The sequence below is a fragment of the Oceanobacillus jordanicus genome (assembly GCF_022095695.1).
Lineage (GTDB): Bacteria > Bacillota > Bacilli > Bacillales > Amphibacillaceae > Oceanobacillus_B > Oceanobacillus_B jordanicus.
Genome location: NZ_JAIFZM010000003.1, coordinates 280,603 through 307,593, shown reverse-complemented (window position 1 = coordinate 307,593; position 26,991 = coordinate 280,603). Strand labels below are relative to the sequence as shown.

The following is a 26,991-nucleotide window of genomic DNA, read 5'->3' as shown; positions in this document are numbered from 1 at the left end:
GGATGGAAGGTGACAAAATCTTGGAAAAAATTTTGGAGCAATTAAACATCGGCGTAATTTTAGATTTCCAAAGAATAACAGGTGGAAGAGACAGTGTTGTCTATAAAGTTAGAAACATGAGTGAAAAGCGTTATGCTGTTCGTATACTTCCACATGAAAGAGTAGATCAGTTCAAACAGGAAGAGCACTTAATTAATATTGCGCACAAGAACGGTATCCCTGTACCATTCGTACATCAGGTAATGGAAGTGGAGAAATATGCTGTCATGGTAATGGGATGGGGGAGAGGGAGGACAGTATTACAAGAACTATTGGACAACCCGAAAAATGCTACAGAACTTGGAATGGATTTTGGAAGAATGCAGCGTCAATTGCACGATGTTATGCCATCTGAAATGGGGAAATCAGAGTGGCTTGCGCCAAAATCCGAAAGAGAAAAGAAACTCTACGAAAATGCACGTTCTGCCAACGAGACAAAGATCTGTTTTTTACACATGGACTACCATCCATTAAATGTACTTGCGGAAAATAGTAAAATAACAGGGGTGCTTGATTGGATGAATGCCTCATCTGGCGATTATAGATATGATCTTGCTCGAACGTATTCTATTTTAAGTGTAGAGGAAGCGAGACAATATCTCGGTATAGATCATGTTTTAGTAAAAAGATTTAGAGAAGCTTGGTTAGATGGATATTACAGTAATAGTAAAGGAAGGGAAGAGTTAGACTTGTACATACATTGGGCAAACGATAGACTAGTCAGGGAAATGACGGGTGATTAACTATATGAGCGGTGAGTTTAAAGTTATACAGTAGAGGAGGAATTTTGGATGAAGTTAGGAAAAATAAATCATTTGCTTTTTTCTGTATCAAACCTAGAAAGATCGATCTCATTTTACGAAAAAGTTTTTGATGCTACATTACTTGTGAAGGGAAGAAGCACAGCGTATTTTGATTTAGATGGATTATGGTTGGCATTAAATGTAGAAGAGGATATACCTCGTAATGAAATTCAGCAATCATACACACATATAGCTTTTACAATAGAGGATGAGGAATACGAAGTTCTTTATAATCGTCTGAGGGAGTTAAAGGTGAATATTCTATCAGGTAGGGAAAGAGACGAACGTGATAAAAAATCCATTTATTTTGCAGATCCTGATGGACATAAATTTGAGTTTCATACAGGGAATTTGGAAGATCGCATGGATTATTACAGAGAGGAGAAATCGCATATGGAGTTCTTTTAAAAAATGAAGTGCGGGACTTCTTTCAAAATAATCCATTGAAGTCCTGCGCTTTTATCCCACGTAAGGAAGGTGTGGTTAATCTTAGTTATGGTTAAGATTCAGCGAAGTTTATGATGAGTTCCCAGGAATAAGAAAAGCTTGCACATTCGCTAACAAGCGAATGCGAGTTTTCTAATTTTAACTTTTGTTGTTGAATAAGTAATCCATGATCGCTTCAAATGCTTGCACATTATCTGTAATTAAAAACACAGGTAAAAGCATCATAACGAAAGCAACAGTCAGGTTAGCTACGAAGAATTTAGTAATTCCTCTTACAATCTTTCTCATTATTCTTTGCTCCCTTCTATTGTGAAATCATTATACTCCCATGTTTTATGAAATACAATGATGAAAATCCAGATTCATAGTGTTCTAGGGGGAAAATAAGCATAAAGTAGTATAAAATAAAAACCACTTCTTTTTATAAGAAGTGGTAAATAATTATAGGCCCAGGTTTTCTATTTGATTCATCAGTCCGGTAATATTCTCGATTGTTTGATAAACGTGGGAATCTTGAAGTTGTTCAATTGCAACCTCGCCATTTTTCAAGAGCTCGTTTGTAGCAGTTAGCAACGTTTCACTTTTATTTTTCAGTTCTTGATGAATGTCTTCGGCAAGCCCGGGGGCTTCTAAACGTATAAAATCTTCAATGGTTGTTTGGAGTGTTTGCACTCGGTTAGCGAGTTCTTCTCCTTCAAGTGAAGTAGATTCTTCTACAAAGCTACTTAAATTGTTTATATAATCCGTCGCTTCTGACACGTAATTAATTGAATCATTGGTCTCTTCTAGAAAAGAACAACCAGAAAGTAGGATGATACATACTGCCAATATGGGTATAACCACAAGTCTTTTCATGTTTTTTCTCCTTTCGCCTGTAGAGGCAAGAACTGTAGTACGCTCCATTACTTCATACTAGCTAACCTTAATACGTTGATTGTATAAGAAATGTTTCAGTTAAAATAACCTTAAGCCGATTAAAATGAACAATCTAATCGAGTTTGTATCCAGGCATTTATAAACTAAGGTAAAAGCGTTAAACTATAATCGGAAATTATGTCTTTCATTCATTATTTTACTTAGAGTGGGAACACTATTTTTAAGGTTTTAACTCCAACATATGATGAGGATGGATACAGATGAGAAAAATATTATTTGCTCTAATCACAGTTGCTGTTATGGTAACGCTAACTTGGTTAGCTGCTCCAGCTTCTGCTTCGTATCACGACAGTGAAGCGTGGAATATGGAGGTAAAGAAGGATCATCACGATAAGGAAAGCCTAGAAAAATACAAGCCGCTAATATTAATTGAAGCGAAAGAGCTTGGTATAGAAACAGAGGGGAAAGAGCTTAAGGAGCTTGCAAAAGAGGTCTTTGAGAAGAGAATCTCAACCATGGCTGAAGAGATGGATATAAGTATAGAAGGAAAAGGAATAAAAGAGCTTAAAAATGAAATACACCACCAAAAGGTTATGGATAAAGCTAAAGAATTAAATATTGAGACGGACGGAAAAGAAGCAAAGGAACTTGCAAAAGAAGTATATAAAGAAATGCTGCTGAAAAAAGCAGAAAAACTAGGGATTGAGACAGAAGGGAAAGAAATAAAAGAGCTGAAAAAAGCCGTTTTTTCTCAATCGGTCAAAAATGAAGCAACAGCATTAGGAATTCAAACGGAGAATAAGGACACGCATGAACTCAAGAACGAAATAAGAGAACAAAAAATTTATGATACAGCAACAGAACTTAATTTAGATGTCAAAGATAAAAGCGCAGAGCAGCTGCTTCAGGAGATTATTTCCGATCGTGCTGCAGAGGCTAAGGAACGCAAGCTTTTTCCATTTGGAGATAAGCCAGACATGTACCACCATTAAAACTGCAAAGCACCTTGTTTAGAACAAGGTGCTTTGCAAGTTATTTGTTATTATACGTACCCAGAAGGTGCAGGGAATACAAAGCAAGCACCTAAAGAGTTCTTAGATGTTGGTTACGATGATGGAGACTAATACAAAAAAGGCCCCAATTCTTACAAATGCTAAACGTTTCTTCATTTTTATTGCTCCAATCTTTGTTGTTTTATAGGATAAATCGCACTATTCATAGCCGACTTCACATTTTATGCTAGTATAAAATGTATATAACCAAAATTTCACATTCGTAAACATAATGTTTTTTTCTTCTCCCTAGGCTGTGTTAACATGTGTCACGTTGCAATTCTCGTTTGCTGTAAACGATTTGCGCGTTTACAGCAGTATAAAAGAGGATAGAAGCCTTTTAGGAGATATAATATAGAAAGAAGGAATAACTTTATGGTAAACGACCAAGGAACAAATCAGCCGCCTGGGGAATCTTTTAATAAGGTACCTTTGTTGATTGTGCTGATATCGGGAGCTTTTGTAGCTATTTTAAATCAAACATTACTTGCTACGGCGCTTCCGCACATTATGGAAGATTTAGATCTAAATGCAAACACAGCACAGTGGCTGCAATCTATTTTTATGCTTGTAAACGGTATTATGATCCCTATTACAGCATTTTTAATTGAACGTTTTACGACAAGAGGATTATTTCTTACAGCGATGGGAGTATTTGCATTAGGCACAGTCATTTGTGCTATTGCTCCAAATTTCGGTTTTTTGATGGTAGGAAGAGTTGCACAAGCTGCTGGCGCAGGAATTATTATGCCATTAATGCAGACCATATTGTTTTTGATTTTCCCACTTGAAAAACGTGGAGCTGCTATGGGTATGTTTGGCCTAATTATTGCATTTGCTCCTGCTATTGGCCCAACACTATCCGGATGGCTTGTAGAACACTTCCCTTGGAGAAGCCTGTTTTATGTTATCTTACCAATTGTGATAATTGATATTATCGTTGCATATTTTATTCTTAAGAACATTACAAAACAGACTTTCCCTAAATTAGATGTATTGTCCATCATCCTCTCAACACTTGGATTTGGTGGATTGCTATTTGGATTTAGTACTGCCGGTAATAGCGGCTGGGGAAGTGTCCAGGTTATAGTATCGATGATTGTCGGGGCAGTGGCCTTAGTTTGGTTTATTCGTAGACAGTTAAAGCTAGAGAAGCCTATTCTAGAATTCCGCATCTTCAAATATAAAATTTTCACTCTCACAACAATTCTGGGCATGGTTGTATTCGTGGCCATGATCGGTGGAGCAGTAATTTTACCATTACTAATGCAGACAATGCTAGGATTTACCGCTTTTGAATCTGGTCTTATGCTATTACCAGGTGCGTTATTAATGGGAATCATGAACCCCATAACTGGTCGTATTTTTGATAAATTTGGTGCAAGATGGCTCGCAATTATTGGTCTAACCATCCTTGTTATTACGACCTTTATGTTTACAAACTTGGATGCACAGACTACTTTCTTGTATCTGTCTGTTGTCAATGTGTTTAGGATGATTGGGGTTGCCATGGTAATGATGCCTGTAACAACTGCTGGTTTAAATCAGCTTCCTTCTAACTTGATTCCGCATGGCACTGCGATGAACAATACAATGAGGCAGGTATCTGGTGCGGTTGGGACTGCATTACTTGTTACAGTGATGACCACGACAGCAATGCCTGAGCAAGGTGTTGATGGCATGATTCATGGAGTAAATGTATCCTTTGTCGTGGCAGGGATAACAGCGATTATCGGACTCGTTTTATCCTTTTTCCTTAAAGGATCTCGACCTGAAGGAGAAGGGAAGAAAATTAAAATAGGAAGCTAACGTGTTACATTTTTTACTAGGCTAGTAAGAAGGGCATATGTAGGTGAAGAGGATTTATACTGTATGCCTCGTGGTACGTATGTGTCCAAGGAAGGTGTAACAAAAAAACTACTTGCGGAGAGAGTGTGAGGTCATTTTTGCCGGTTGAAATGGGCATTTATTTGACCGCGAAGCACTTCTTCCCGCAAGTTTTTTTTTCTTTTTTCCCGCATCATGTCTTTTTTAATTTCACTTGTTTGGACGCCTTCCTCGCGTTTGTCGGCAATTTTCATGAGGAGTTCTATATCAGCAAAGGAATATTTCCTTGTTCCCCGCTTTGTTCTATCAGGGAAAATCAGCCCCCGCTCCTCGTAATAGCGTATTTTACGCTCAGATAATCCGGTTAATTCATTTACAATCCCGATGGTGATTACCTTTTTGTCTTTATAAGAAGCCAAGGTATCAACCTCCCCTGTTTCATAGTATACATGATTCAATTGGTTTTTCTACTGCTTTTAAGTTAAGTGTGTTAGGAAAGCTTACATAAGATAATAATATACAGCCATAGCGTAAAATGTACGAGAAACTACCTTAAATAGGTAGCACCTCGTACGTTTATCGCTGGTAATACTTATACATTTTTTCTAGTTCGCTTAGTGTGTGTGCTGAGGGAGCTTTTTTCTTATTTTTAAATGCATCTATTTCTACTAGTTTTTGGATGTAATACTGCTTCACTTCTTCAACAGCCTCACGTAGCTGATTTTTCATGAGCATTGTTTGACACCTCCATGACTAGAATGATTCGTCCTACATGACCGTTAAACTCATAATAGCGACTACTCAGATTAAAGTTAATTAAGTAGGATATACCAAGATTAGGCGATATCTCTAAAAATGTCATTTAACGTGTAAGAATATCTAACAAAAAATTCAAAAAACAGGTAATTAGATGTCAGCTTTCCTCTTCATTAGGAATTTAGGCTTACTTTTAAATGGGGTACGCAATCATTGTATGATATGAAGTAACAGTTTGAATGTGCGCTGAGGTAGGAATTTGCCAATGATATCTAGAAATAGATAGGGAGAATAATTTTAGGAGGTTTAATTGATGGCAACAATAGATGATTTCATGAGATTAGATGTAAGGATTGGAACAGTTGTAAAAGCAGAAGCTTTCACGGAAGCGCGAAAGCCGGCGATTAAATTGGAAGTAGACTTTGGTGAGCTTGGCATAAAACAATCCTCCGCACAAATAACAAGACGTTATGACCCGCAAGAACTTGTAGGTCGGCAGGTAACAGCAGTGGTTAATTTTCCACCAATGCGGGTGGCCGGTTATAAATCTGAGGTTCTAGTTTTGGGAGGAGTACCAGAGGATGGGGATGTCGTCTTACTCCGTCCTGATGAAACGCTCCCAAATGGCACGAAGGTTTCCTAATGAGAAGAGGCAAGGAACGGATTGTACAGGATGTTATTGTTTCATGGAGCGGGGGAAAGGACAGCGCGATTGCTTTACATACATTACAGCAGTCGTCTGATTTTCGAGTGGTGGGCTTGTTGTCCACTTATTCTGAGAAAAGTGGCAGACTTCCAATACATGAAGTGTTAAAGGAAATGCTCTATGCCCAAGCTTCTTCCTTAAACCTCCCACTATATGGAATAGAGATGCCTGACAGTGTGACAAATAAAGCGTATGAGAGCATTATGGGAGAGCAGTTTGAAAAGTTCATTAGTGAGGGGATAAGGGCAATTGCCTTTGCTGATCTATTTCTTGAAGATATAAAGGCATATCGAGAGCGGCTTCTTAAGCAGCACGGGATGAAGGGAATATTTCCCTTGTGGGAGGAAGATACAGCAAGTGTTGCAGGGGAATTTCTTAAAGATGGGTTTAAGGCTATCGTGACAACTGTTGATACAGAAGTATTGCCAGCGAATACGGCGGGACGAATGTTCAACCATCAGTTTCTAGAAGACCTACCAGTACATGTAGATCCTTGTGGGGAGAATGGAGAGTTTCATACATTCGTCTGTGATGGCCCCAACTTCCAACACGGCTTACCAATTACAAAAGGGGCACATTTCCAAACGTTTGAAGGAAAATTTGCGCATGCAGAAATTATATTGATATTGTGACTTGAAATAGAAAAGTTTTTTGAATGCGTTTAGGTTGGTCTTTTTTATACTGTGGCTATAATGCTCAATCTTTTTGTAACATATTTGTAACCTTTTCCTTGTGATTCCGACTAAGTAGAAAAGCATACTTATTGGAATGGGGGGATTAGGAGTGAAGAAGGCGATTTGGTTTTTGCTAGGGGTAATGGTGTTTTTAACAGCGTGTAGTAATGAGCAAGAAAATATTGGGGAATCAAGTGAAGATTTTGCAATGGATTCTGTAGAGGAATCGATGGATGAAGCAGGAAAACAGGGTACCGAATCTTCTGAGACAGAAAACAATGAGCCAACGGAATCGGGTGGACAAGAGGCAGCGGAAGTTGAAACGAAAGAAGTAGAGGTAGAAGAAAGGAAAATCATTTATACAGCTAATTTAAGGCTAGAAGTAAAAGAATATCAACAAGCTGTAGATGAAATAGAGTCCCAAGTGGCTGACTTTAATGGGTATATTGTAGATTCCTCCACTTATGGTTCGTCGGAAGAAAGTTCGACTAGTGGCCATATTACAGCACGCATTCCACAAGAACGATTTCAGGAGTTTATTCAGCTTGTGGAGGAAGGAGCTGGCAAGCTGCTTGAAAGCAATGTCTCTGGTCAGGATGTAACAGAAGAATACGTTGATTTAGAATCACGCTTAAAATCGAAGCGAGTTGTAGAAGAACGACTTTTATCCTTTATGGAAAAAGCGGAAAAAACAGAGGACTTACTCACCATCTCGAGCGATTTAGCGAAAGTTCAAGAAGAAATTGAACAGGTTACAGGCAGGATGAATTATTTACGAAACAAAGCTGACCTTGCTACGGTACAAATTGACATAGAAGAAAATAACGTTAACATTACGGGCATGAGTGAAGATGATCTAAACACATGGGAAAAAACCAAACAGCAATTTTTAAAAAGCATTAATACCATTTTAGCTGTGCTATCTGGATTGTTTGTCTTTATAGCAGGGAATCTGCCAATCCTTATTCCGATAGGAGTTATTGCACTGGTAGTTTGGTTAGTAGTAAAAAGAAAGAGGAGCACAACTAAAAAAGAGGATAAAGATAACTTGGTTTAATATGCTTTGCCAAAATTCGAGTAAGGGGCTTCTTTTTGTAGCCGGTTATGTATTCCTCCTCTGAATTAAAGAAAAAAACTGCCACTTTCGTTTTCAAAGTAGTAGTTTTTTTCTTTATGTAAGGTTCTGTTAAAGTTTAATGTAGTCTTTTTATTCAACTAAAGCACCCGATAGTGAAACAACCTGTTTTTCTACGATGTTGCCTTTCTCCTTATGTAATAAGCAAGGAAAAAAGAAATTAGGGGTAATAATACAAGGATTCTAAACCAATTCTCTGCACCAAAAAAATACATTGATGGGAGGATGAGGGTAATTCCACTCAATAATAATATTTTCCACGATTTTTTCTGAAGTCCCCATATAAATAATAATATTGATGCTCCTATCAGAAACCAAAATATTAGACCTACCCAATAAAATTCCATTTGTAACCTCCAGTTTTTCTTTTCTACCTTCCTGCTCATAGTTTAATAAATTCAACAAAAAAGGGTGGTTCTCCTTCTTTTAGGAAAGCACCCTTTAGGAATAAGAAGCCGATACCCCCTATGGAAGTATCGGTCTCCTTTAGTTCAATATAGTTTTTATAACGTTTGGTAATACTTTAATTTTATTAAAACCTGCAACCGAAACATTTTTGATTGCTTTTTTGACTGAAGGTTGATTTAAAATTGCTATTAGAATTAAAGAAACTAACGCATAATAACCTACTTTAACCAAAGAAATATGTGCTGTAAAACCATCGTTATAAGTCTCAACTACCTGGTGAATACTCAACCAACTACGAGGATCAACAAAAGCAGAAGAACTTATAAATAACACAAAAAATACAATTACAAACTGAAAGTATATCTTTTTAATTGTAATCGTCTCCTTCTCAATATTTAAATATATTCGACATTCATACTACTTAATCCTTTATTAAACTCCACTGCCCCACTAATTGAATGGCTAATTATTTTTTCTAACATCAAGTTTTCTTGAGATAAAAAAATATAATAAACCAATAGCTAAAGAAATAAAAAAAGGAATAATTGCAAGTAAAGGCATAACAATTGTCCAGTAGAGTAAATATGCACTTATTGCAAATATAAACCAACTTACAATGAGTAAAATACTCGACACAAACTCTTTTAATACAAGCAAAGCATCTGCCTCCTCTTGTACCAACTTTAACACTTCTTCTTTCACTAAACTGCTCCGTTAGTTGAAGAAGATATGCCCTCTATCATACACTCGATAAATTTTATCCATTGGTGGAGACAACGAGTTCGATATAGGGCTGTATTTGTAAGGTCAGTAAATGTCTTTTTACACGCCTTACAGCGATAGCGTTGCTTTTTCACTTCTTCTCCGTCAACGATAGTCGAATATTTTCCAAAACGGACGATATGCTCTGACTCGCAATCTGGACAACGATAACCATTCTTATTTTTACGCTCAGATATTTCTTGAAGAACAGTTCCTGTCGAAGATGATGCAGTAAGTGTATCAATTAAATACTCTCGTAATTGATGTTTCTCTGCTGGATTTAGTTTTTGGATGGCTTTTAGTATATCGGTTGCTCTCACGGTCATCACCAACTTCTATAATGTTACAGCTATTATAGAACGTATGACCTGTTCGATCGATTATCAAGAACTACCTTTAACAGAGCCTTATGTAAAAATAAAAATCCTTTAAGCGATAAAGTGAAACTTCAATCAATGGGATTATATTTATTACTTCCAGGCAATTTTTTTATTACATTCCAAGCTTCAATGGCCTTTTCTCGCCCTTTGCCTTGATTTTTCGGATCAGCAAAAAAGTCCCGAATAAATAGATTGTATTCGAATTGAGGTGCAATTTCTTTTTTGTACAAAGGGTTTTTCTTCCGTTCTTCTTCCTCGTACCAAGCGTTTATTACATCGCGATATGTTTTACCGACATTGTTTTTAAAATAGTTTTGTATATAGGTAGAAAAATGGAATTTCGGGATAACCGTCTTAAAAAATGCTCTTACATCCTGACTACAACGATGGTCTGCTGAAATTACTGTATTGCGACTTAAATTTACTTGATGTATTTTCTTTTTCACAGCTTTTGTTTTCCTAATGGGTTTACTTATCTCTCCTGTTTGAAGAAATAATTCAATTCTATTGGAGATTTCTAATTTGGAGCCGGAAGAACTTATTCCGTTTTCTCTACAGAAAGACTGTAATTCTTCCTTTAACCAATAGTATGCTTGAAAGTTTACTAAACTAAGATCTTTAGTGAGGTTAGGTCTCACCACAAACACCTCCGTATTCGTTTTATATAATTATAGAACAATTGTTCTTGTTTAGCAAAGCAAGATAATAGCCTTCCAATGGTTACCCTTACAGTATTCTTGTAGAGACTTTTTGTGTTAGGATTATAATCACTACTACATGCAGACTACAAGAAAGTACATAAAGGGATGGAAGAAAACAAAGGTGATATTTACCAATATAGAAAGGGTGCAACAAAATGGCAGAATTGAAATTTGAAATAGTGGAAACAATTGCCGTCTTATCCGAATCGCCAAAGGGTTGGACGAAGGAACTAAATCTAATTAGTTGGAACGGAAGAGACCCTAAATATGACATAAGAGATTGGTCTCCAGACAAAGAAAAGATGGGGAAAGGCGTGACGCTAACAGAAGAAGAACTTGCTTCTTTAAAGAAAGCTTTTGAATAGGAAAATAATATAACAAGATTTTAATAGGGAGTGGTAGGATGATTTCTAATAAGCCAGCGGGTTTCTGGATAAGATTTCTAGCTGATTTTATTGATGGTATGCTTATACTTTTACTTGCAACAGTAATTGCCTTTCTGATAGGTGATGATACATTCTGGAGTTCTTGGAGTAGCACTGACGAGACAACTTCACAGTCTATAGCTAATTTTTTATATGGTATTATTTTTATCATTATTTTTACAGGAAGTAAATTTATGGGCTCCCCCGGGAAATTAACGTGTAAAATAAAAGTAGTGAATGTTGATGGCACGCAGATAAGTATGCTAAAGTCCATTGGAAGATACCTGTGTTATTTCATTTCTGCTTTACCACTAGGGATTGGATTTATGATGGCAGGGTGGAATGAAGAGAAGAAAGCATTACATGATATGATTTGCAAGACACGTGTTGTATACCGAAATGAGTGAAGTCTCCTTGTGGGGGCTTTTTTCATTTCTAATGTATTATGGTACACTGAGAAATAGTAACAATTATTCGATTATTAAGTTTATGTTTATAGGAGTGATGGGAAAATGGGGTTTTTGGAAGCGCTTAAGGAGATAATTCCTACTGAAAGAGTATCAACTAACGAAACAATTTTGCAACAACACAGTTCGGATGAGTCGTATCATACGCCTCATTTACCTGATGTAGTTCTTTATCCAGAGAATACAGAGGAAGTGAGCCAAATTGTTAAATTGGCGGGCGAATGGGAAGTTCCTGTTGTTTCTTATGGCCTTGGGACTAGTTTAGAAGGTAGTATGATTCCGCATAATGGTGGAATTATGATTGATTTTACATTGATGAATAAAATAATTGAAGTGCGACCAGAGGACTTCCTTGTGAAAATACAGCCTGGCGTGACAAGAACACAATTGGAAAAAGAGTTGCGTAAGTATGGGCTGTTTTTCCCTGTAGATCCTGGGGCGGATGCAACGCTCGGAGGCATGGCAGCAACCAATGCAAGTGGCACAACTTCTGTGAAGTATGGGATTATGCGTGATAATGTACGTGACTTAGAAGTCGTCCTTCCTAATGGGAACGTTATTCATACAGGGAATTTGGCTGCAAAATCATCTTCTGGCTATCATTTAAATGGGTTATTTGTTGGTTCAGAGGGCACATTAGGCTGCTTTACCGAGCTGACATTAAAAGTACATGGGATACCTGAACATAACATGGCGGGTAGAGCGGCATTTGATACAATCGATCATGCAGTGGAAGCAGTGATTAATGTCCTGCAAGCTGGTATCCCTGTAGCGAGAGTCGAATTGGTAGATGAACAATCAATGCGGCAAATCAATGCATTTAGTGATACGGACTACAAAGAAGTACCAACCTTGTTTTTTGAGTTTCATGGAAATGAAGCCGGTTTAGAACAGGATGTTGTTTTTACGAAGGAAATTATAGAAGATTGTAATTGTAGAGAGTTTGCATTTGAGTCAGACACAGCAGGCAGAAATCGACTTTGGGAAGCAAGGCATAATGCAGCCTATGCATATCTTCACGGTAACCCTGGGAAAAAGCAGATGGTTACAGATGTTTGTTTACCTATATCCGAATTGGCAGGCGCGATAAAGGATGCTAGAGATGCAGTTGATTCATCAGGTTTATTAGGTGGAATTGTCGGACATGTAGGTGATGGAAACTATCACATTCTTCTAATGGTAGATACAGAGAATCCAGAAGATATAAAAAAGGCGAATGTAGTAAATGAACGTATTGTTCAATATGCACTTACAAGAGGTGGAACGTGTACCGGGGAGCATGGCGTAGGAATCGGCAAACAAAAATATCAGCGTCAAGAGCATGGTGGAGCACTTGATGTAATGCAGGCAATCAAAGCCACAATCGATCCGAAGGGGCTCTTTAATCCGGGGAAGGTTGTTGACATTAAGTCATAGTTTTTATGGAAGTTGGTATTGAGACTTGCACAACTTTTAGTCTGTGGGTGAATCAACCAAGTCATAGAGCGTTTCAATCTAACTTGTGCCGCAATCAACGAAAGACGCTACCTATGCATTAACCGAAATAGCTCTATAATAAAAAGGCTGATACAGAAACTAATCTGTACCAGCCTTTTAAAGTTATTATTTTACTGCACTTGTTTCGTTTACTTTTTCGACCCAGCCGAAAGGATCGTGTTCACGGCCATATTGAATACCTGTTAACGTTTCATAAAGTGATTTTGCAACTTTGCCTGTTTTCCCTCCGTTTATAAAGAGATCTTTATCATCCCAGCTAAGCTGGCCAATTGGTGAGATTACTGCTGCTGTTCCTGTGCCAAAGGCTTCCTCTAATGTACCGTTCACATATGCTTCATATAGTTCATCAAGAGAAATTTTCTTCTCAATTACTGGGATATCCCAATGCTTCAATAATTGAATTACAGAATTTCGAGTAACACCTTCAAGGATACTTCCGTTCAATTCAGGGGTAATGACTTCTCCATTCACCTTGAAGAATACATTCATGCTTCCAACTTCTTCAATATACTTTTTCTCCACACCATCAAGCCAAAGCACCTGTGTGAATCCCTTTTGTGCACAAAGTTCCTGTGCTTTCAGGCTAGCTGCATAATTACCACCGGTCTTCGCCTCACCTGTGCCTCCTTTAACAGCGCGCACATATTGGTTTTCCACAGCGATTTTAACAGGGTTTATGCCTTCTTTGTAATACGCGCCAACTGGTGAAAGAATAACAATTAGTTTGTATTGATGAGAGGGAGCTACCCCGATAAACGGTTCTGTTGAAATGATAAATGGTCTGATGTAAAGGGATGTTCCATCTGATGTTGGAATCCATTCTCGTTCAAGAAACACGAGTTGCTTTATAGCATCTAACACAAATGCTTCATCAACTGGTGGGATGCAGAGACGGTCATTGGAACGGTTTAGCCGTTGTAAATTCTTGTCAGGCCGAAAAAGCTGAATATCTCCCTCTGGTGTATAGTAGGCTTTTAAGCCTTCAAATACAGATTGCCCATAATGAAAGGTCATTGCTGAAGGATCAATTGTTAATGGCTCATATGGCACAATACGTGGATCATGCCAACCAACTGGTTCTGAATAATCCATGATAAACATGTGATCTGTGAAGAGTCTTCCAAACTCTAATTGATCTGTTTTCGGCTTATTTTTCTTTGTTTTGCTATGATGTACTTCGACTGTCCATTCTTCCATGTCACTATCCCCTTGTGGTGAAAATTTTAATTTCAATAATAAGCCATATTCAGGATAAACGCAACCCTAAATTGTCAGTTTTTTCTGGCTTATGTTTTTGTTGTATAATTTAAGTAGTCTATGTAGAGAGAAAAGGAGTGATTGGGTGTTAAAAGCGATACTGTTTGATTTGGATGATACATTGCTTTGGGATGAAAAAAGTGTCAAGGTGGCTTTTGAGACAACCTGCCAGCTGGCTGAAGAGCAGTATGGCATCCAGGCAGACGATTTTGAGGAAAAAGTCCGAGAGATTGCAAGAAGGCAATACGCAACCTATGATACATATTCCTTCACTCAAATGATTGGTATTAATCCATTTGAAGGGTTATGGGCCCAATTTCAAGATGAAGGGGAAGAGTTTGCCAAATTAAGAGAGTTGGCACCAGGTTATCAGCAGAAGGTTTGGACAAAAACGTTGGAAGCGTTTGGGGTGAAAGATACTGCGTTTGGCTCAAAGCTTGCAGAGGCTTTCCCTGAGGCGCGTATAGCGAATGCTTTTGTGTTTGAGCAAACCTTTGAAGTTCTAGACAAGCTTAATCCTCATTATTCCTTGTTGTTATTGACGAATGGTTCTCCTGACCTTCAACATACAAAGCTATCCCTTACACCAGAGCTAAAACGGTATTTTGACCATATTGTCGTTTCAGGTGCTTTTGGAAAAGGGAAACCAGATCAAGCTATTTTTGAACACGCATTGGATTTATTGTCAGTGAGTCGAGAAGAAGTAGTAATGGTAGGAGATAATTTAAAAACAGATATTCTAGGTGCATCTAGAGCGGGCATCCAATCTATTTGGATTAATCATCATGGCAAGAAGCCAACAGACGTACAACCCTCATTCGAAATCACGGATTTAGGGGAACTAGCTCCGTTAATTAAACAACTTGAAGGAAAAAAAGAGGCTTAGGCTTAGTAAAAAATAAGGAAGAATACGGGACAAAAGTATCTGAAGAGGTCTGAACATAAAAAAAGGTTTATTCAAAAGACGGATGATAGCTAGAATAAGCGTAAGAAATATACGGAGACTCCTATGGGAGGAAGGCCTAGGCGAGACCCCGGAAGCGGAGCATCCGGAGGCTCACCAGCCACCCATGGAAAGCGGAGTATATTTCTGAAGCGGTTTTTCAAAGGCCAATCTTTCGGATTTATCTTTTGCGTCTGTTTTAGTGTCTATTTAAAGGTCAATAGCTGTCGCTTGGTAAATTTCTTCTAATTGTTTTAAGGCTTCCAACTCTTTCGTTTCAAGATGCTTGTCGACTGTTAGCATCATGACTGCATCTCCACCAACATCGGCACGGTCAACCTGCATCGTAGCGATATTAATATTATATTGGGCAAGCAAGGAGCCCATCTTTCCGATTACGCCAGGAATGTCACGGTGGTGGATAACCAGGATGTGGCCTTTTGGTGTAACATCTACACTATAGTCATCTACCATCACAATACGGGGACCGAGCCCGTTGAGAAGGGTACCAGCAACACTTCGTTTTTCTGATTTTGTGGTAACCTCGACGGTTAGGAGATTTGTAAATCCTTTTGTTGTCGACGTCTTATTCTCATGAATACGAATCCCACGTTTTTCTGCTAAATATAATGCGTTAACGTCATTAACATGTTCTCCAAGATGTCTCGTCAGAAGTCCTTTTATGGTATTTCGGGTAATGGGAGCCGTTTCAACGGCAGCCAATTCACCAGAATAATAGATATTCACTTCTTCGATAACTTCTCGTGCTAGATGTATGAGAAAGGTACCTAGATTTTCTGCTAGGTTGAAATATGGTTCTATTTGATTTAGCACTTCTTTTGGGACAGATGGCAGGTTAACCGGATTTTGCACAATACCCCCTGTTAGAAAGCGAATGACATCCTGGCAAACATCCACGGCAACATTCTCTTGTGCTTCTACAGTACTTGCTCCAAGATGTGGGGTAGCAAAAACTTCTGGGAGTTCCAATAGTTTATTGTCATGAAAAGGCTCTTCTTCAAATACATCAAGTGCAGCACCGGCTACTTTTCCACTTACGATAGCTTCATAAAGTGCAGATTCATCAATAATTCCACCTCGTGCACAATTGATGATTTGAACCCCTGGCTTCATTTGTTCAAATGCCTCCTCGTTTAATAAGTGCTTTGTTTCTTTTAGGAGGGGGGTATGCAAGGTAATAAAGTCAGCTTCTTTTAATACATCCTGTACGGTTCCGTACCCTATTCCGAGGTGATCTGCTTTTTCTTTTGTTAGAAAAGGATCATAAGCCATTATATTCATACGCTGGCCCTTTGCCCGATAGGCTACCTCCGCACCAATTCTACCTAAGCCAATAATCCCTAGTGTTTTGTTTTTTAGTTCAACCCCAACATATTTTTTTCGGTCCCATTGCTGGTGTTTAAGCGAGTAGTATGCTTGAGGGATTTTTCGCGAAAGAGCCATCAGCATTGCCATCGTGTGCTCTGCTGCTGAATTTGTGTTGCCATTCGGTGCGTTGACAACAATGATTCCTCGTTCTGTTGCTGCATTTAAATCAATGTTATCCACACCAACTCCAGCACGGCCAATAATCTTAAGGTTTTCTGCTGCTTCTATCAGCTTGCGGGTCACCTGCGTTTGACTCCTTACCAATAATGCATCTACCTTGCTGATTTTCTTCAAAAGTGCTTCTGGTGTCAGGTCTGTTGCTAGCTCATAGTGTATACCATCCTGCTGGTTAAGCACTTGTATCCCTTCTTCACTGAGGGGGTCTGAGATTAATACATTAAACGCCATGTTAGCACCTCCAGGTTTCTCTAGGCTAAATATGTTTTTTGAGCTGCTGCTATTCCTCTTCCAAGCTCAACTGTTTTCCCAATTCGAATAAGTGCCATTTCGATTAGACTAATCGTTTGCAGGACATCTGCAGGGGAACAATAGCCCATATGGCCGATGCGGAATATTTTCCCTTTGAGTTGATGCTGTCCACCTGCAATGCTTACCTTAAATTCTTCGTTTAATATCTTTCTAAATTCTTCTGCTTTAAAATCAGTCGGCTTCACTGCTGTTACAGTTGGGGATGCTGCCTCATCAGTGGTGAGCAACTCAATATGATGGGCCTTAAATGCCGATCGAGTCATTTGCATCATTAGCCTATGTCTTCCAAAAACATTTTCTAATCCCTCCGTCTCTAATAGCCGCAAAACCTGTTCGAGGCCAAATAAAAGGGACAGTGCTGGTGTAAAAGGAGTCGTGTCGTTTTTTATACTGTCACGGTATCGCTTGAGATCAAGGTAAAAGCGAGGTGTATTATTTTCTTCTATGCGATTCCATGCACGTTCACTTGCTGCTACAAAGGCTAATCCGGCTGGAAGCATAAAAGCTTTTTGGGACCCTGTTACTAAAATGTCGATTCCCCAATTATCCATCTCCACAGGTACAGCACCAACGCAGGATACGCCATCTACAATAATTAGCGCATCTGAATGATGTCGTACCACTGTAGCAATCTCTTTAACCGGATTGAGAACACCTGTAGAAGTCTCACAATAGGTAGAAAATACTCCTTTCAAATCAGGATGTGCCTGTAAGTATGTTTCAACATCTTTTGGGTTAATTGCTTCTCCCCATTTTGTATCAAGGCGGTGTACATGTATGCCATATGCCTGACAAATCTTAGTGAAGCGATCACCAAACGATCCAGAAACGAGAACTAACACTTCATCACCGGGTTCTACGGAATTGACTACAGCCATTTCTAGTGCTGCAGTACCGCTTCCAGTAAGAATGAGTACATCTTCTTTTGTACCAAAGATGGGGTTAAGGCGGGGTTTCAGCTGTTTGATTAGCGATTTTGCCTCTTGATCACGGTGGCCGATCATTGGTTTCCCCATTGCAAGCTGTACACTTGGTGGAATGGGACTTGGCCCAGGTATCCTTAAAAATTGCTGGTCTGCTAGCATTTCCTATCTCTCCCTTGCAATCCTGAAATCCGAACAATAGGTTGGTTTTCTTATTATATCTTTCGTAAATATTTTTCAGCATAGCAGAACTATGGTGATTGTCAATAAATTTAAGCAATTTAAAAAAAACTTTATTTAAAGTGATGGATCTAATAAGAAAAAAGTAAGTTCGTAAATTGAGGTCATTTTACGTTAATAATTAAAATAATGAAGTAATTTTCTAAAAACACCTTGCATTTTAAAAGATTTGGATATAGAATAATTTTTAAAATTCTTTTTGAAGGAGGTTCAGTGATGGTCACATTTGTAGCTTCAATCTTGTTACTACTAGTAGGTTATTTCATATACGGGAAGGTGGTAGAACGAATTTTTGGCATCAACGACAGACAACGTACACCAGCCTATTCCAAACAGGACGGCTTGGATTATATGCCAATGAGCTGGTGGAAGGCAATCCTTATTCAACTTCTGAACATCGCTGGAACCGGTCCTATTTTCGGTGCAATTCTTGGAGCGCTTTATGGTCCTGTTGCTTTTATCTGGATTGTAGTCGGATCTATTTTTGCAGGAGCAGTTCATGATTACTTTTCAGGTATGCTGTCACTTCGTCATGGAGGTGCACAGTTTCCAAATATAGTTGGGAAATACTTAGGAAAATATGCGAAATCATTTATAACGGTCTTATCTATTTTATTAATGATTTTGGTTGCGGCTGCCTTTACAGCAGCGCCAGCACAGCTGATTTCTCAGCTGACACCACTTAGTTTTATGGCATGCCTCGTTATTGTATTTGCTTATTTCTTATTAGCAACGGTGCTACCGGTAAATAAGATAATTGGTAAGATTTATCCTATTTTTGGTGGGATATTAATCTTTATGGCGGTCTCGATTGGGATTGGTATCTTCTTTTTTGATAACCCAGTTCCAAATCTAACCTTGCAAAATATGCATCCTGGTGAGTTGCCAATCTGGCCTCTGTTAATGGTAACAATATCATGTGGAGCAATTTCTGGGTTTCATAGTACCCAAAGTCCGATTCTCGCCAGGACGCTCAAGAAAGAGAGTGAAGGGAGAAAAGTATTCTATGGTGCCATGATTAGTGAAGGTATTATTGCACTTGTCTGGGCTGCAGCAGGTATGGCCTTTTTCAATGGAACCACAGGCTTACAGGAAGCATTGAATGCAGGGGGCCCATCAGCAGTCGTAAATGAAATTAGTATCTCTACACTTGGAGCATTTGGCGGCATTCTAGCTGTGCTTGGGGTAATTATTTTACCTATCACAACTGGAGATACAGCACTTCGCTCTTCCCGAATGATGCTGGGCGAATTAATAAATCAAATTACTAAGAAAGAAATGACAGGAAAAAAAACGGTTGCCTTACTTGTAATTCCTGTCGCTATTCCAGCATTTTTACTATCAACAATCGATTACAGCTTTTTATGGCGCTATGTTGGCTGGTCAAATCAGGTCGTGGCCACATTTATGCTTTGGACTGGAGCTATGTACTTGCTGAAAAATCATAAGTTCCATTGGATTTGTAGTGTTCCTGCACTATTTATGACAGGGGTTGTAAGCACATATATTTTCTACGCCCCGGAAGGATTCCAAATGGATTACGTTGTTTCTATGATTATCGGGGGAGCTATATGGACAGTTGTCCTCATCTGGTTTATTAGGGTACTTTTGAAACAAAAGACAAGGAAAGACATGCGTACAGCTTATGCTAGTTAAGGTTGTGAGGGGAAATCTAAACAGATTTGTTTATTGATACGGAATAAAAAAGCCGTGGATCTTATTAGGTCCATGGTTTTTGTTACGTAAAGGGGATTTTTAAATTAATGTTTCGTAAAATTTTCTAAAACTTGGCTAGAGTGATAAAATTAGCTTGGTATTGGAAACATAAAAAGGGTGGAACAGCTTAGAAAGGGAAGAGCAACATATGAAAAAAACCTTACAAATAGCTGGAGCTTATATCGGCGTCATTGTGGGTGCCGGATTTGCTTCAGGGCAAGAAGTATTACAGTTTTTCACTGCTTTCGGTTGGTATGGCCTTGCTGGAACAGTTATTTCGACAATTCTATTTGCATTTTTGGGGATGCATGTACTCCAACTTGGACAGCACATGCAAACAACCTCCCATAAGGTTGTCATTTATAAAATATGCGGCAAATACATAGGGTTTTTTGTGGATATCATCTTAACCTTTTTCTTATTTGGCGTTGCGGTTATTATGATTGCAGGAAGTGGCTCGATCTTTGAACAGCAGTTCGGTATTTCTGCTATTTTGGGCAATTTTATACTAACATTACTAGTAATTGCCACATTATGCTTAAATGTTAAAAAGATTATTTCAGTCATTAGTTTAATAACACCTTATTTATTTTTAATGATGTTTGTAATTGTCGGCTTTGCTTTATTCAATAGTGACTTAAGCCTACACCAAATGAGCGCCATTGCTGATTCACAAACAGCAGCTGCATCTAACTGGTTTGTTAGTGCAGCATTATATGTTTCTTTTAATATCGTGCTGGCTTTTTCCATGCTTATTGTGATGGGCTCATCAGAAAAGGAAATAGGGAGTATATCAAGAGGTGGACTTTTGGGTGGAGTAGGGCTTGGCATCTTACTATTCGTCATTAATATTGGATTGTTTTTCAACATAGATCGAGTATTAACAGTAGATATGCCAACACTTTTGCTTGCAACGGAAATCTCGCCAATTGTTGGCGTGTTGATGTCCATTGCATTGCTAGGAATGATTTTTAATACGGCCGTCGGCATGTTGTATACCTTTACAACTAGATTTGTTAAGCCGGACAAGCCATCATTTAAAAAGATTGTTGTTATGATTAGTCTTCTTGCATTTGCCTCAAGCTTTGTCGGGTTTACCAAACTTGTAAATACGCTTTACCCGTTCACAGGCTATCTCGGATTCGCTCTCGTAATTGCGATTATCGTTTCTTGGATAAGCTGGAAGAGAAGAGGTCTGTCTCGGTCAGAGAGTTAAAAAACACATAAGTAAAAAGATGAATCGTTAATCTAAGCGATTCGTCTTTTTTTGTATAAAGAATTTTTAGTCAATTTTCTATTCATCGTTCGAGCAAGATGCTAGAATGGAACTAAGTTGAGGAGGGATTTAGTTGAAAAGAATGCAATTAGGGACAAGTGAGCTAGAGGTATCAAACATTTCGCTAGGATGTATGAGATTAAGTGGACTTACGGATGATAAAGCAAAGAATGTTGTACATCATGCTATGGATCTGGGTATAAATTTCTATGACCATGCAGACATATACGGTGGGGGAGCCTCAGAAGAGATCTTTGCGAAGGCAGTTGACATGAATCCGTCTACTCGTGAAAAAATGATCTTGCAATCAAAATGCGGTATTAGAAATGGATTCTTCGATTTTTCAACATCCCATATTCTTTCGTCAGTAGATAGTATTTTACAGCGACTTCAGACAGACTATCTTGATGTATTGTTACTTCATCGCCCGGACGCATTAACGGAACCAGAAGAAGTTGCGGAGGCATTTTCATTACTGGAAAAGAGCGGAAAGGTACGGAATTTTGGTGTAAGTAATCACAATCCAATGCAAATTGAGCTCTTAAAAAAATATGTAGAGCAGGACTTAATCGTAAATCAGTTACAATTCAGCGTGATGCATACAGGCATGATTGATGCTGGTTTACAGGTGAATACGAAGCATCCTAATGGCGTTGACCGGGATGGTAGTGTACTAGACTATAGTAGGTTAAACAATATGACGATTCAAGCATGGTCGCCATTTCAATATGGGTTCTTTGAAGGAGTATTTATCGATAATGATAAATTTCCAGAACTAAACAGCGTATTGGGGAACATTGCTGAAAAATACAATGTAACGAAAACGACGATTGCAGTTGCCTGGATCCTACGACATCCAGCAAAGATTCAAACAGTGGTTGGCACAATGAATACGGATCGACTGTCTACTATTGCAGACGCTTCTGAACTTGTTTTGAGTAGGGAAGAGTGGTATGAAATTTATCGTGCAGCTGGAAATGAACTGCCGTAACAGCTTCTAATATAGTTTTTGCTCCCTAATTAAAAGAGGGTAGGTTAGCTAATTTCCGGTATGGAAATTAGCTAATCACTATTTGTAGGAGTGTTGATGACGTATAGAACGCTATTTGGGTGTGAGGGCATTTTGCGAGTGTAGCTTCGGCATTTTGCTCGCCAACGTAGGTGTGATGACGATCATTTTGAAAGTGTACTTCAGCATTTTGCCCGTCATAGGCGAAATGTCGGGCATTACTTTGATGAAGTTGCCTGGTAGTATCAAGGATTCTATGTAAGCATGTTTGACTCCTATTTCTTTGAGATGGTTACTTATGTTTTGCGCACAAAAGACTCTTAGTCTAGATAGTGGGTTTAGTTAGGAGGTCATTATGAAAAGACTTGTGGTAATTATTGGTATTGTGCTATTTGTTGTATTTAGTTATATGGCTCTTACTAATAAGTTTCCGTCTGGCTATCATGCAGATAATCCTACTGCAAAAGAGATCTTAAAAACTAACCCTAGAGCTGATATTCTTCGTTTAGACGGTCTAGTTTATTCTAATGCTTCAGATAGGGAGTGGATTGAAGCCAAGGAATACACAAAAGGAGAAATGATTGGAGAAGTCAAAAAAAGGACTACAAAAACTTGGTGGTATCAAAACTTTTACGCCTCCCAACTTCCTGTGGGGACTAAAATCTATTCAGGTGATGAAGAAGGGTACCAAAAAGGTGATGCCCCAGGAATGGTATTAGTAGAATATAATAATGAGTTACTCGTGTATCAAGCTTTAATTGAAGGGTAGTACTGCTTCGTTATTATATAAATCGTAAATAGAATTTATATAGAATAATTAAATGGAGTTTGGGTGGTCGTTGTGAACAAAGCAATACCAAAAAGAATACATATTGTCGGCTCGGTTGGAAGTGGTAAAACAACATTAGCAAGAGAAATATCTTCAAAGCTAGGTATTCCCTATTACGAGTTAGATAATGTAGTTTGGATAAGGGATGAGTCTGGAGATATAAGAAGAACAGACCAAGAAAGAGAGACATGCTTGAACAGTATCATTCAGTCAGAAAGCTGGATAACAGAAGGAGTACACACTGCAGATTGGGCAAGCCCTTGCTTTCATCGTGCAGATTTAATTGTTTTCTTAGATACAAAGTATTCCATCAGAGTTTATAGAATAGGAAAGAGATTCTTTAAACAAAAGCTTCGAATAGAGGAGTCGAATTACAAACCAACACGGGAAATATTAAAAAAATGTTTAAATGGAATCGGGACTTTGAGAAGAAAGGAAAAGTTAACCTTTTCAATAAGTACGGCATACATAAAGATAAAATGGTTATTATTAATAAAGCAAAATTAGCAGAGAAGTATGTGAATAATATGCGAAGCAGAACTATCCAATAGAATTGAAGATTTGTACGTTTATTTATGATGATAGGAGGTGTGACTACAATGCAGATATACCCTGATTGTGATGCTATTACTAGAACGGTAGTGGTCGGCGGGTTAACGAAATCTCAACTTACGCATAGGTTGCAACAACACTCTATTTTAATAAATAAGTATGGGGAGACGTTACTACGAGATGAAAGATTTACTACTTCAGAAACAGAGTACAGTCTAAAGACCGTTGAATTAAGCGTTAAGGATCTCGGCTTTCCTAATGGTGCAACGATGCCACAGATCTTCAGACAAGCGAGCGAACTTGGTCTGAATTTGTGTCCACTTGAACTGGGGCCATATTTAAGGCTGACATATTTTGATCAGCCAGAAAGTGATAAAGGGAGAGATTCTCAAGAAGGGCATGCGCCTTCTGGGTCTATTACAATAGCTTCAGAAATAGTTAGTGCGGATGATGAATTTCCAAAAGGATTTTACTTAAGGAATATTAAGGGAGAATTATGGTTGCGGGGATACATTGCAGATGATCTGCATCAGTGGAATTCTTATGATCGATTTATATTTGGTGAAACCATAATTAAAGGGTAAAAGATTGGCTACTTTATTAATAGCTGCTGAAATTTTTAAAATAGGCAAAGTGCTGTTCTTTTTCACACCCATTTAATTAGTTATATAGAGGAGAAAAATTAATGTCACAGTCACTAATTTTTGATATGGATGGGACGCTTTTTCAAACAGATAAAATTTTAGAGTTATCACTTGATGATACTTTTGCTTACTTAAGGTCAAAAAGTGAGTGGAATGCTGATACTCCTATTGATAAGTATCGGGAAATAATGGGCGTACCCTTGCCGAAAGTGTGGGTAGCCTTGTTACCAGATCATTCCCGAAAGGTAAGAGAAGAAGTTGACGCTTATTTTTTAGAAAGATTAGTAGAAAACATAAGAAATGGTAATGGTTCACTATATCCTAATGTTAAAGAAGTATTTCGTCATTTGAAAGAAAATGATTGTTCCATTTACATAGCAAGTAATGGTTTGGTTGAATATTTAAAAGCAATTGTGAAGCATTATAATTTAGATCATTGGGTTACGGAAACTTTCAGTATACAACAAATTGATTCGTTAAATAAATCGGATTTAGTGCAAAGTATTATAAAAAAATACGATATAACTAAAGGAGCAGTCATTGGAGACCGACTATCAGATATAAATGCAGCTAAAGACAATGGCTTAGTATCAATTGGATGTAATTTTGATTTTGCACAAGAAGGGGAGCTTTCACAAGCTGATTTCGTGATAGATGATTTAATTGAACTACAAACTCTATTACCTAATATAAGCGGGTAATAAAAATATGATAAGGGAGGTATTTTTTTATGCTGCAAAGGTGTGATAAATGCAATGCACCATTCAGTTGGAGTGAAATTTTGAAATCCCTATGGTGGAATTATAAACCTATTCATTGTAAAAAATGCGGTTCGATACATAGGATAAAAATTTCTGGTAGATTAACTTTTGTTCTATTAACTATTTTGCCAATGTTTTTTGTTGGTTACTTTCTTGCTCCTTTACATAATATTATTTTGACATTTGGAGGAGCATTTTTCATTTTGTTAATTGGTTCTTTCATTGCGCCTTTTCTTGTTACTTATAGAGAGTACTAATAAATTGTACTAATAAATATTTACTTAGAAAAACTAACATTCGCTCGCCCTTTATGGAATGTGTACGTTTTTCTAAAACTTGATACCTCAAAATTTCAACTGCGTCGACTATACTCTCCAGTTGAAATTTTACTTTCTCAATGTGAAATAAAAGGCGTCTCCTTTTAACTTTAATGATTTTCGTCTAAAATGGGTAGTATACGTTTTCCATAGGAGCGATGTTGTGTATAAGAATTCAGAGAAATTTTTGGCAACGTTTAATCGAGTAGAGAAAGAGATAAAGGCATTAATGGTCTATCGTAAGGATATGAGTTTTTCACGATCAGTGCGTATCCTTAGTAATTCAAATACTATCATTAGAAGATATAGCGAAGATTTACTGGAATATGCGGAATTGCGAAATGCTATTGTACATAACAAGGTCGATATGACCCATGCAATCGCTGAGCCACATGATTCTGTTGTTGAAAGAATAGAGTTAATAGAAAAAGAATTGTCAGAGCCTTTAAAAGTAATGCCAGCTTACTCACGCGCGGTGCATACATTTCAGGAGAATGACCCACTTGAAAAACTACTGACTATCATTCGTGACAAAGGCATATCGAAATTTCCCATATACAACGAAAGGGTCTTTAAAGGGCTTCTCACTCAAAAAGGGATCACAAGATGGCTTGCAGAAAACCTGGAGATCAGTCATTCGACTATAAAAGAAACAAGACTTCGTGATGTGTTAACGTATCAAACGGTTGATAACTATCAGTTTATTAGCCAGGACACCACGCAAAATGATGCGTCGGAATATTTTAGAGGTAACATTGGAGAAGGAAGTCGATTGGAAGCATTACTCATCACAAAAAGTGGGGATTCCGAAGAAAAACTCCTTGGTATCATTACACCTTGGGATATCGTCCACGCACAGGAAGAGGAAAAGTAAGGAGGGAAAGCGAAATGAAATTCGTATCCATTGATTTTGAAACGGCTAATGAAAAGCGCCACAGCCCATGCGCAGTTGGGATTGTAGTAGCAAATGAAAAAGAAATCCTGGAAGAGTACTATAGCTTAATAAATCCAATTACTGCTTTTAGTCCATTCAATGTGCGAGTTCACGGTATTACCGAAAGAGACGTAGAAGATGCGCCGACTTTTCCGGAAATATGGCCTGTTTTAGATAAGTATCTATCAAACAATATCGTGCTGGCGCATAACGCTAGTTTTGATATGAGTGTAATTAGACAGACGCTCGATTACTTTAAATTAACGTATCCGGAGATGGACTACTTGTGTACGGCAAATATCTCCAGGAAGGTCTGGCCTGATCTAATGAATCATAAACTAAACACGGTTGCTGCTCATCATTCCATCACATTTGAGCATCACCATGCGTTAGAAGATGCACGAGTTGCAGCGAAGATATTCATGCAAGCATTAAGGGAATATGGAACCGAAACTGTAGATTCGTTTTTGGAAAGCTGCCAAATGAGCAAAGGCAGAATTTATGAGCGTGGATATTATCCACCTAAAGCAAAACGCACCCAGCGTAGTAAACGTATTTATTTTTAATACGGAAACCTCCACTGATTGAAGTATCACTTTACATTCTGGCATATATTTTAATTAGAAAATATGAGAAGCCGTAACATAATAATACAGAAAACGTAACCTTAAAATTTATTTCTCACTCCTTCTACTCCCATTCAGTTAGAGGGAGTTTTTACTTGTCTAAATAAAACTCTCAATCCCCGTGAAAATAT

Annotated in this window: 31 protein-coding genes and 1 pseudogene; 21 read left to right on the top strand and 11 right to left on the bottom strand. The window is 38.1% G+C overall.

From position 1 onward, the window contains the following. Positions 1–20: 20 nt before the first annotated feature. Positions 21–782, top strand: a complete 762-nt coding sequence (locus tag K3T81_RS05565; protein ID WP_238018749.1) for a phosphotransferase family protein — start codon at positions 21–23, stop codon at positions 780–782. Positions 783–830: 48 nt separating this feature from the next. Next, positions 831–1,250: a metallothiol transferase FosB gene (gene fosB, locus K3T81_RS05560; protein WP_238018747.1), complete on the top strand. Its 420-nt coding sequence runs from the start codon at positions 831–833 to the stop codon at positions 1,248–1,250. Positions 1,251–1,427: 177 nt separating this feature from the next. Here fosB and K3T81_RS05555 read toward each other — a convergent pair whose 3' ends face one another. Both K3T81_RS05555 and K3T81_RS05550 read right to left on the bottom strand, forming a co-directional pair. Next, positions 1,428–1,577, bottom strand: a complete 150-nt coding sequence (locus tag K3T81_RS05555) for a hypothetical protein (RefSeq protein ID WP_159033222.1) — start codon at positions 1,575–1,577, stop codon at positions 1,428–1,430. A 153-nt stretch (positions 1,578–1,730) separates the two neighbouring features. Next, on the bottom strand, positions 1,731–2,144 hold the full coding sequence (locus K3T81_RS05550; protein ID WP_238018746.1) for a DUF6376 family protein: 414 nt from the start codon (positions 2,142–2,144) through the stop codon (positions 1,731–1,733). Between the two features lie 281 nt (positions 2,145–2,425). Between K3T81_RS05550 and K3T81_RS05545 the strand changes: the two genes are divergently transcribed. Both K3T81_RS05545 and K3T81_RS05540 read left to right on the top strand, forming a co-directional pair. Then, entirely contained in the window at positions 2,426–3,157 is a 732-nt protein-coding gene (locus K3T81_RS05545) for a hypothetical protein (protein ID WP_238018745.1), read from the top strand. A 435-nt stretch (positions 3,158–3,592) separates the two neighbouring features. Next, complete coding sequence (locus tag K3T81_RS05540; RefSeq protein ID WP_106896149.1) at positions 3,593–5,026, top strand: MDR family MFS transporter; 1,434 nt, start codon at positions 3,593–3,595, stop codon at positions 5,024–5,026. A gap of 131 nt (positions 5,027–5,157) precedes the next feature. On the opposite strand, the gene K3T81_RS05535 is transcribed toward K3T81_RS05540, so the two are convergent. Beyond that, a complete protein-coding gene (locus tag K3T81_RS05535; protein WP_238018744.1) occupies positions 5,158–5,463 on the bottom strand; it encodes a MerR family transcriptional regulator in 306 nt (101 codons plus the stop codon). A 157-nt stretch (positions 5,464–5,620) separates the two neighbouring features. Next, the gene (fbpA, locus tag K3T81_RS05530; RefSeq protein ID WP_081779371.1) at positions 5,621–5,779 is read right to left on the bottom strand and encodes a Fur-regulated basic protein FbpA; all 159 of its coding nucleotides are present in this window, start codon (positions 5,777–5,779) and stop codon (positions 5,621–5,623) included. A gap of 334 nt (positions 5,780–6,113) precedes the next feature. Here fbpA and csaA point away from each other — a divergent pair, with 334 nt between their 5' ends. From csaA to K3T81_RS05515, 3 genes are all read left to right on the top strand, one after another. After that, positions 6,114–6,443 (top strand): chaperone CsaA, encoded by a 330-nt coding sequence (csaA, locus tag K3T81_RS05525; protein WP_238018743.1) that lies wholly within the window; start codon positions 6,114–6,116, stop codon positions 6,441–6,443. Further along, positions 6,443–7,138, top strand: coding sequence for an adenine nucleotide alpha hydrolase (locus tag K3T81_RS05520; RefSeq protein WP_238018742.1), 696 nt, complete (start codon positions 6,443–6,445; stop codon positions 7,136–7,138). The genes csaA and K3T81_RS05520 overlap by 1 nt, the downstream gene beginning before the upstream one ends. A gap of 151 nt (positions 7,139–7,289) precedes the next feature. After that, positions 7,290–8,237, top strand: coding sequence for a DUF4349 domain-containing protein (locus K3T81_RS05515; protein ID WP_238018741.1), 948 nt, complete (start codon positions 7,290–7,292; stop codon positions 8,235–8,237). A 261-nt stretch (positions 8,238–8,498) separates the two neighbouring features. On the opposite strand, the gene K3T81_RS05510 is transcribed toward K3T81_RS05515, so the two are convergent. The 4 genes and pseudogenes from K3T81_RS05510 to K3T81_RS05495 form a co-directional block, all read right to left on the bottom strand. Continuing rightward, positions 8,499–8,720, bottom strand: coding sequence for a hypothetical protein (locus K3T81_RS05510; RefSeq protein WP_238018740.1), 222 nt, complete (start codon positions 8,718–8,720; stop codon positions 8,499–8,501). A 465-nt stretch (positions 8,721–9,185) separates the two neighbouring features. Next, entirely contained in the window at positions 9,186–9,425 is a 240-nt protein-coding gene (locus tag K3T81_RS05505; protein WP_238018739.1) for a hypothetical protein, read from the bottom strand. 23 nt (positions 9,426–9,448) lie between these two features. Then, positions 9,449–9,811 (bottom strand): annotated as a pseudogene (locus K3T81_RS05500) (transposase); the annotation flags it as partial. A 122-nt stretch (positions 9,812–9,933) separates the two neighbouring features. Further along, positions 9,934–10,503 (bottom strand): DUF6434 domain-containing protein, encoded by a 570-nt coding sequence (locus K3T81_RS05495; RefSeq protein ID WP_238018737.1) that lies wholly within the window; start codon positions 10,501–10,503, stop codon positions 9,934–9,936. Between the two features lie 218 nt (positions 10,504–10,721). Here K3T81_RS05495 and K3T81_RS05490 point away from each other — a divergent pair, with 218 nt between their 5' ends. From K3T81_RS05490 to K3T81_RS05480, 3 genes are all read left to right on the top strand, one after another. Next, the gene (locus K3T81_RS05490) at positions 10,722–10,931 is read left to right on the top strand and encodes a YdbC family protein (RefSeq protein ID WP_106896155.1); all 210 of its coding nucleotides are present in this window, start codon (positions 10,722–10,724) and stop codon (positions 10,929–10,931) included. 38 nt (positions 10,932–10,969) lie between these two features. Continuing rightward, positions 10,970–11,398, top strand: a complete 429-nt coding sequence (locus tag K3T81_RS05485) for an RDD family protein (RefSeq protein ID WP_036574304.1) — start codon at positions 10,970–10,972, stop codon at positions 11,396–11,398. 105 nt (positions 11,399–11,503) lie between these two features. Continuing rightward, positions 11,504–12,874: an FAD-binding oxidoreductase gene (locus K3T81_RS05480; RefSeq protein ID WP_238018735.1), complete on the top strand. Its 1,371-nt coding sequence runs from the start codon at positions 11,504–11,506 to the stop codon at positions 12,872–12,874. Between the two features lie 186 nt (positions 12,875–13,060). Here K3T81_RS05480 and K3T81_RS05475 read toward each other — a convergent pair whose 3' ends face one another. Then, a complete protein-coding gene (locus K3T81_RS05475) occupies positions 13,061–14,152 on the bottom strand; it encodes a branched-chain amino acid aminotransferase (RefSeq protein ID WP_238018734.1) in 1,092 nt (363 codons plus the stop codon). Between the two features lie 145 nt (positions 14,153–14,297). Here K3T81_RS05475 and K3T81_RS05470 point away from each other — a divergent pair, with 145 nt between their 5' ends. Further along, the gene (locus K3T81_RS05470) at positions 14,298–15,098 is read left to right on the top strand and encodes an HAD family hydrolase (RefSeq protein WP_238018733.1); all 801 of its coding nucleotides are present in this window, start codon (positions 14,298–14,300) and stop codon (positions 15,096–15,098) included. 267 nt (positions 15,099–15,365) lie between these two features. Here K3T81_RS05470 and serA read toward each other — a convergent pair whose 3' ends face one another. Both serA and K3T81_RS05460 read right to left on the bottom strand, forming a co-directional pair. Continuing rightward, the gene (gene serA / locus K3T81_RS05465) at positions 15,366–16,952 is read right to left on the bottom strand and encodes a phosphoglycerate dehydrogenase (protein WP_238018732.1); all 1,587 of its coding nucleotides are present in this window, start codon (positions 16,950–16,952) and stop codon (positions 15,366–15,368) included. A gap of 20 nt (positions 16,953–16,972) precedes the next feature. Beyond that, complete coding sequence (locus tag K3T81_RS05460) at positions 16,973–18,118, bottom strand: pyridoxal-phosphate-dependent aminotransferase family protein (protein ID WP_238018731.1); 1,146 nt, start codon at positions 18,116–18,118, stop codon at positions 16,973–16,975. Between the two features lie 294 nt (positions 18,119–18,412). On the opposite strand from K3T81_RS05460, the gene K3T81_RS05455 reads away from it, so the two are divergent. The 10 genes from K3T81_RS05455 (at position 18,413) to K3T81_RS05415 (ending at position 26,800) form a co-directional block, all read left to right on the top strand. After that, positions 18,413–19,852, top strand: coding sequence for a carbon starvation CstA family protein (locus K3T81_RS05455; RefSeq protein WP_106896162.1), 1,440 nt, complete (start codon positions 18,413–18,415; stop codon positions 19,850–19,852). Between the two features lie 208 nt (positions 19,853–20,060). Next, positions 20,061–21,128 carry a YkvI family membrane protein gene (locus tag K3T81_RS05450; protein ID WP_238018730.1) on the top strand — a complete coding sequence of 356 codons (1,068 nt, stop codon included), beginning with the start codon at positions 20,061–20,063 and terminating at the stop codon, positions 21,126–21,128. A 133-nt stretch (positions 21,129–21,261) separates the two neighbouring features. Continuing rightward, positions 21,262–22,179 (top strand): aldo/keto reductase, encoded by a 918-nt coding sequence (locus K3T81_RS05445; RefSeq protein WP_238018729.1) that lies wholly within the window; start codon positions 21,262–21,264, stop codon positions 22,177–22,179. 373 nt (positions 22,180–22,552) lie between these two features. Continuing rightward, complete coding sequence (locus K3T81_RS05440; RefSeq protein WP_238018728.1) at positions 22,553–22,966, top strand: hypothetical protein; 414 nt, start codon at positions 22,553–22,555, stop codon at positions 22,964–22,966. 72 nt (positions 22,967–23,038) lie between these two features. Then, a complete protein-coding gene (locus tag K3T81_RS05435) occupies positions 23,039–23,533 on the top strand; it encodes a P-loop NTPase family protein (RefSeq protein ID WP_238018726.1) in 495 nt (164 codons plus the stop codon). A gap of 92 nt (positions 23,534–23,625) precedes the next feature. Continuing rightward, complete coding sequence (locus K3T81_RS05430) at positions 23,626–24,162, top strand: helicase (protein ID WP_238018724.1); 537 nt, start codon at positions 23,626–23,628, stop codon at positions 24,160–24,162. A 101-nt stretch (positions 24,163–24,263) separates the two neighbouring features. Next, positions 24,264–24,923 (top strand): HAD family hydrolase, encoded by a 660-nt coding sequence (locus tag K3T81_RS05425; protein ID WP_238018723.1) that lies wholly within the window; start codon positions 24,264–24,266, stop codon positions 24,921–24,923. A 29-nt stretch (positions 24,924–24,952) separates the two neighbouring features. Then, positions 24,953–25,240, top strand: a complete 288-nt coding sequence (locus K3T81_RS19635) for a TIGR04104 family putative zinc finger protein (RefSeq protein WP_420830788.1) — start codon at positions 24,953–24,955, stop codon at positions 25,238–25,240. 223 nt (positions 25,241–25,463) lie between these two features. Next, complete coding sequence (locus K3T81_RS05420; protein WP_238018721.1) at positions 25,464–26,174, top strand: CBS domain-containing protein; 711 nt, start codon at positions 25,464–25,466, stop codon at positions 26,172–26,174. Positions 26,175–26,188: 14 nt separating this feature from the next. After that, on the top strand, positions 26,189–26,800 hold the full coding sequence (locus K3T81_RS05415) for a 3'-5' exonuclease (protein WP_238018719.1): 612 nt from the start codon (positions 26,189–26,191) through the stop codon (positions 26,798–26,800). Positions 26,801–26,991: the final 191 nt, after the last annotated feature.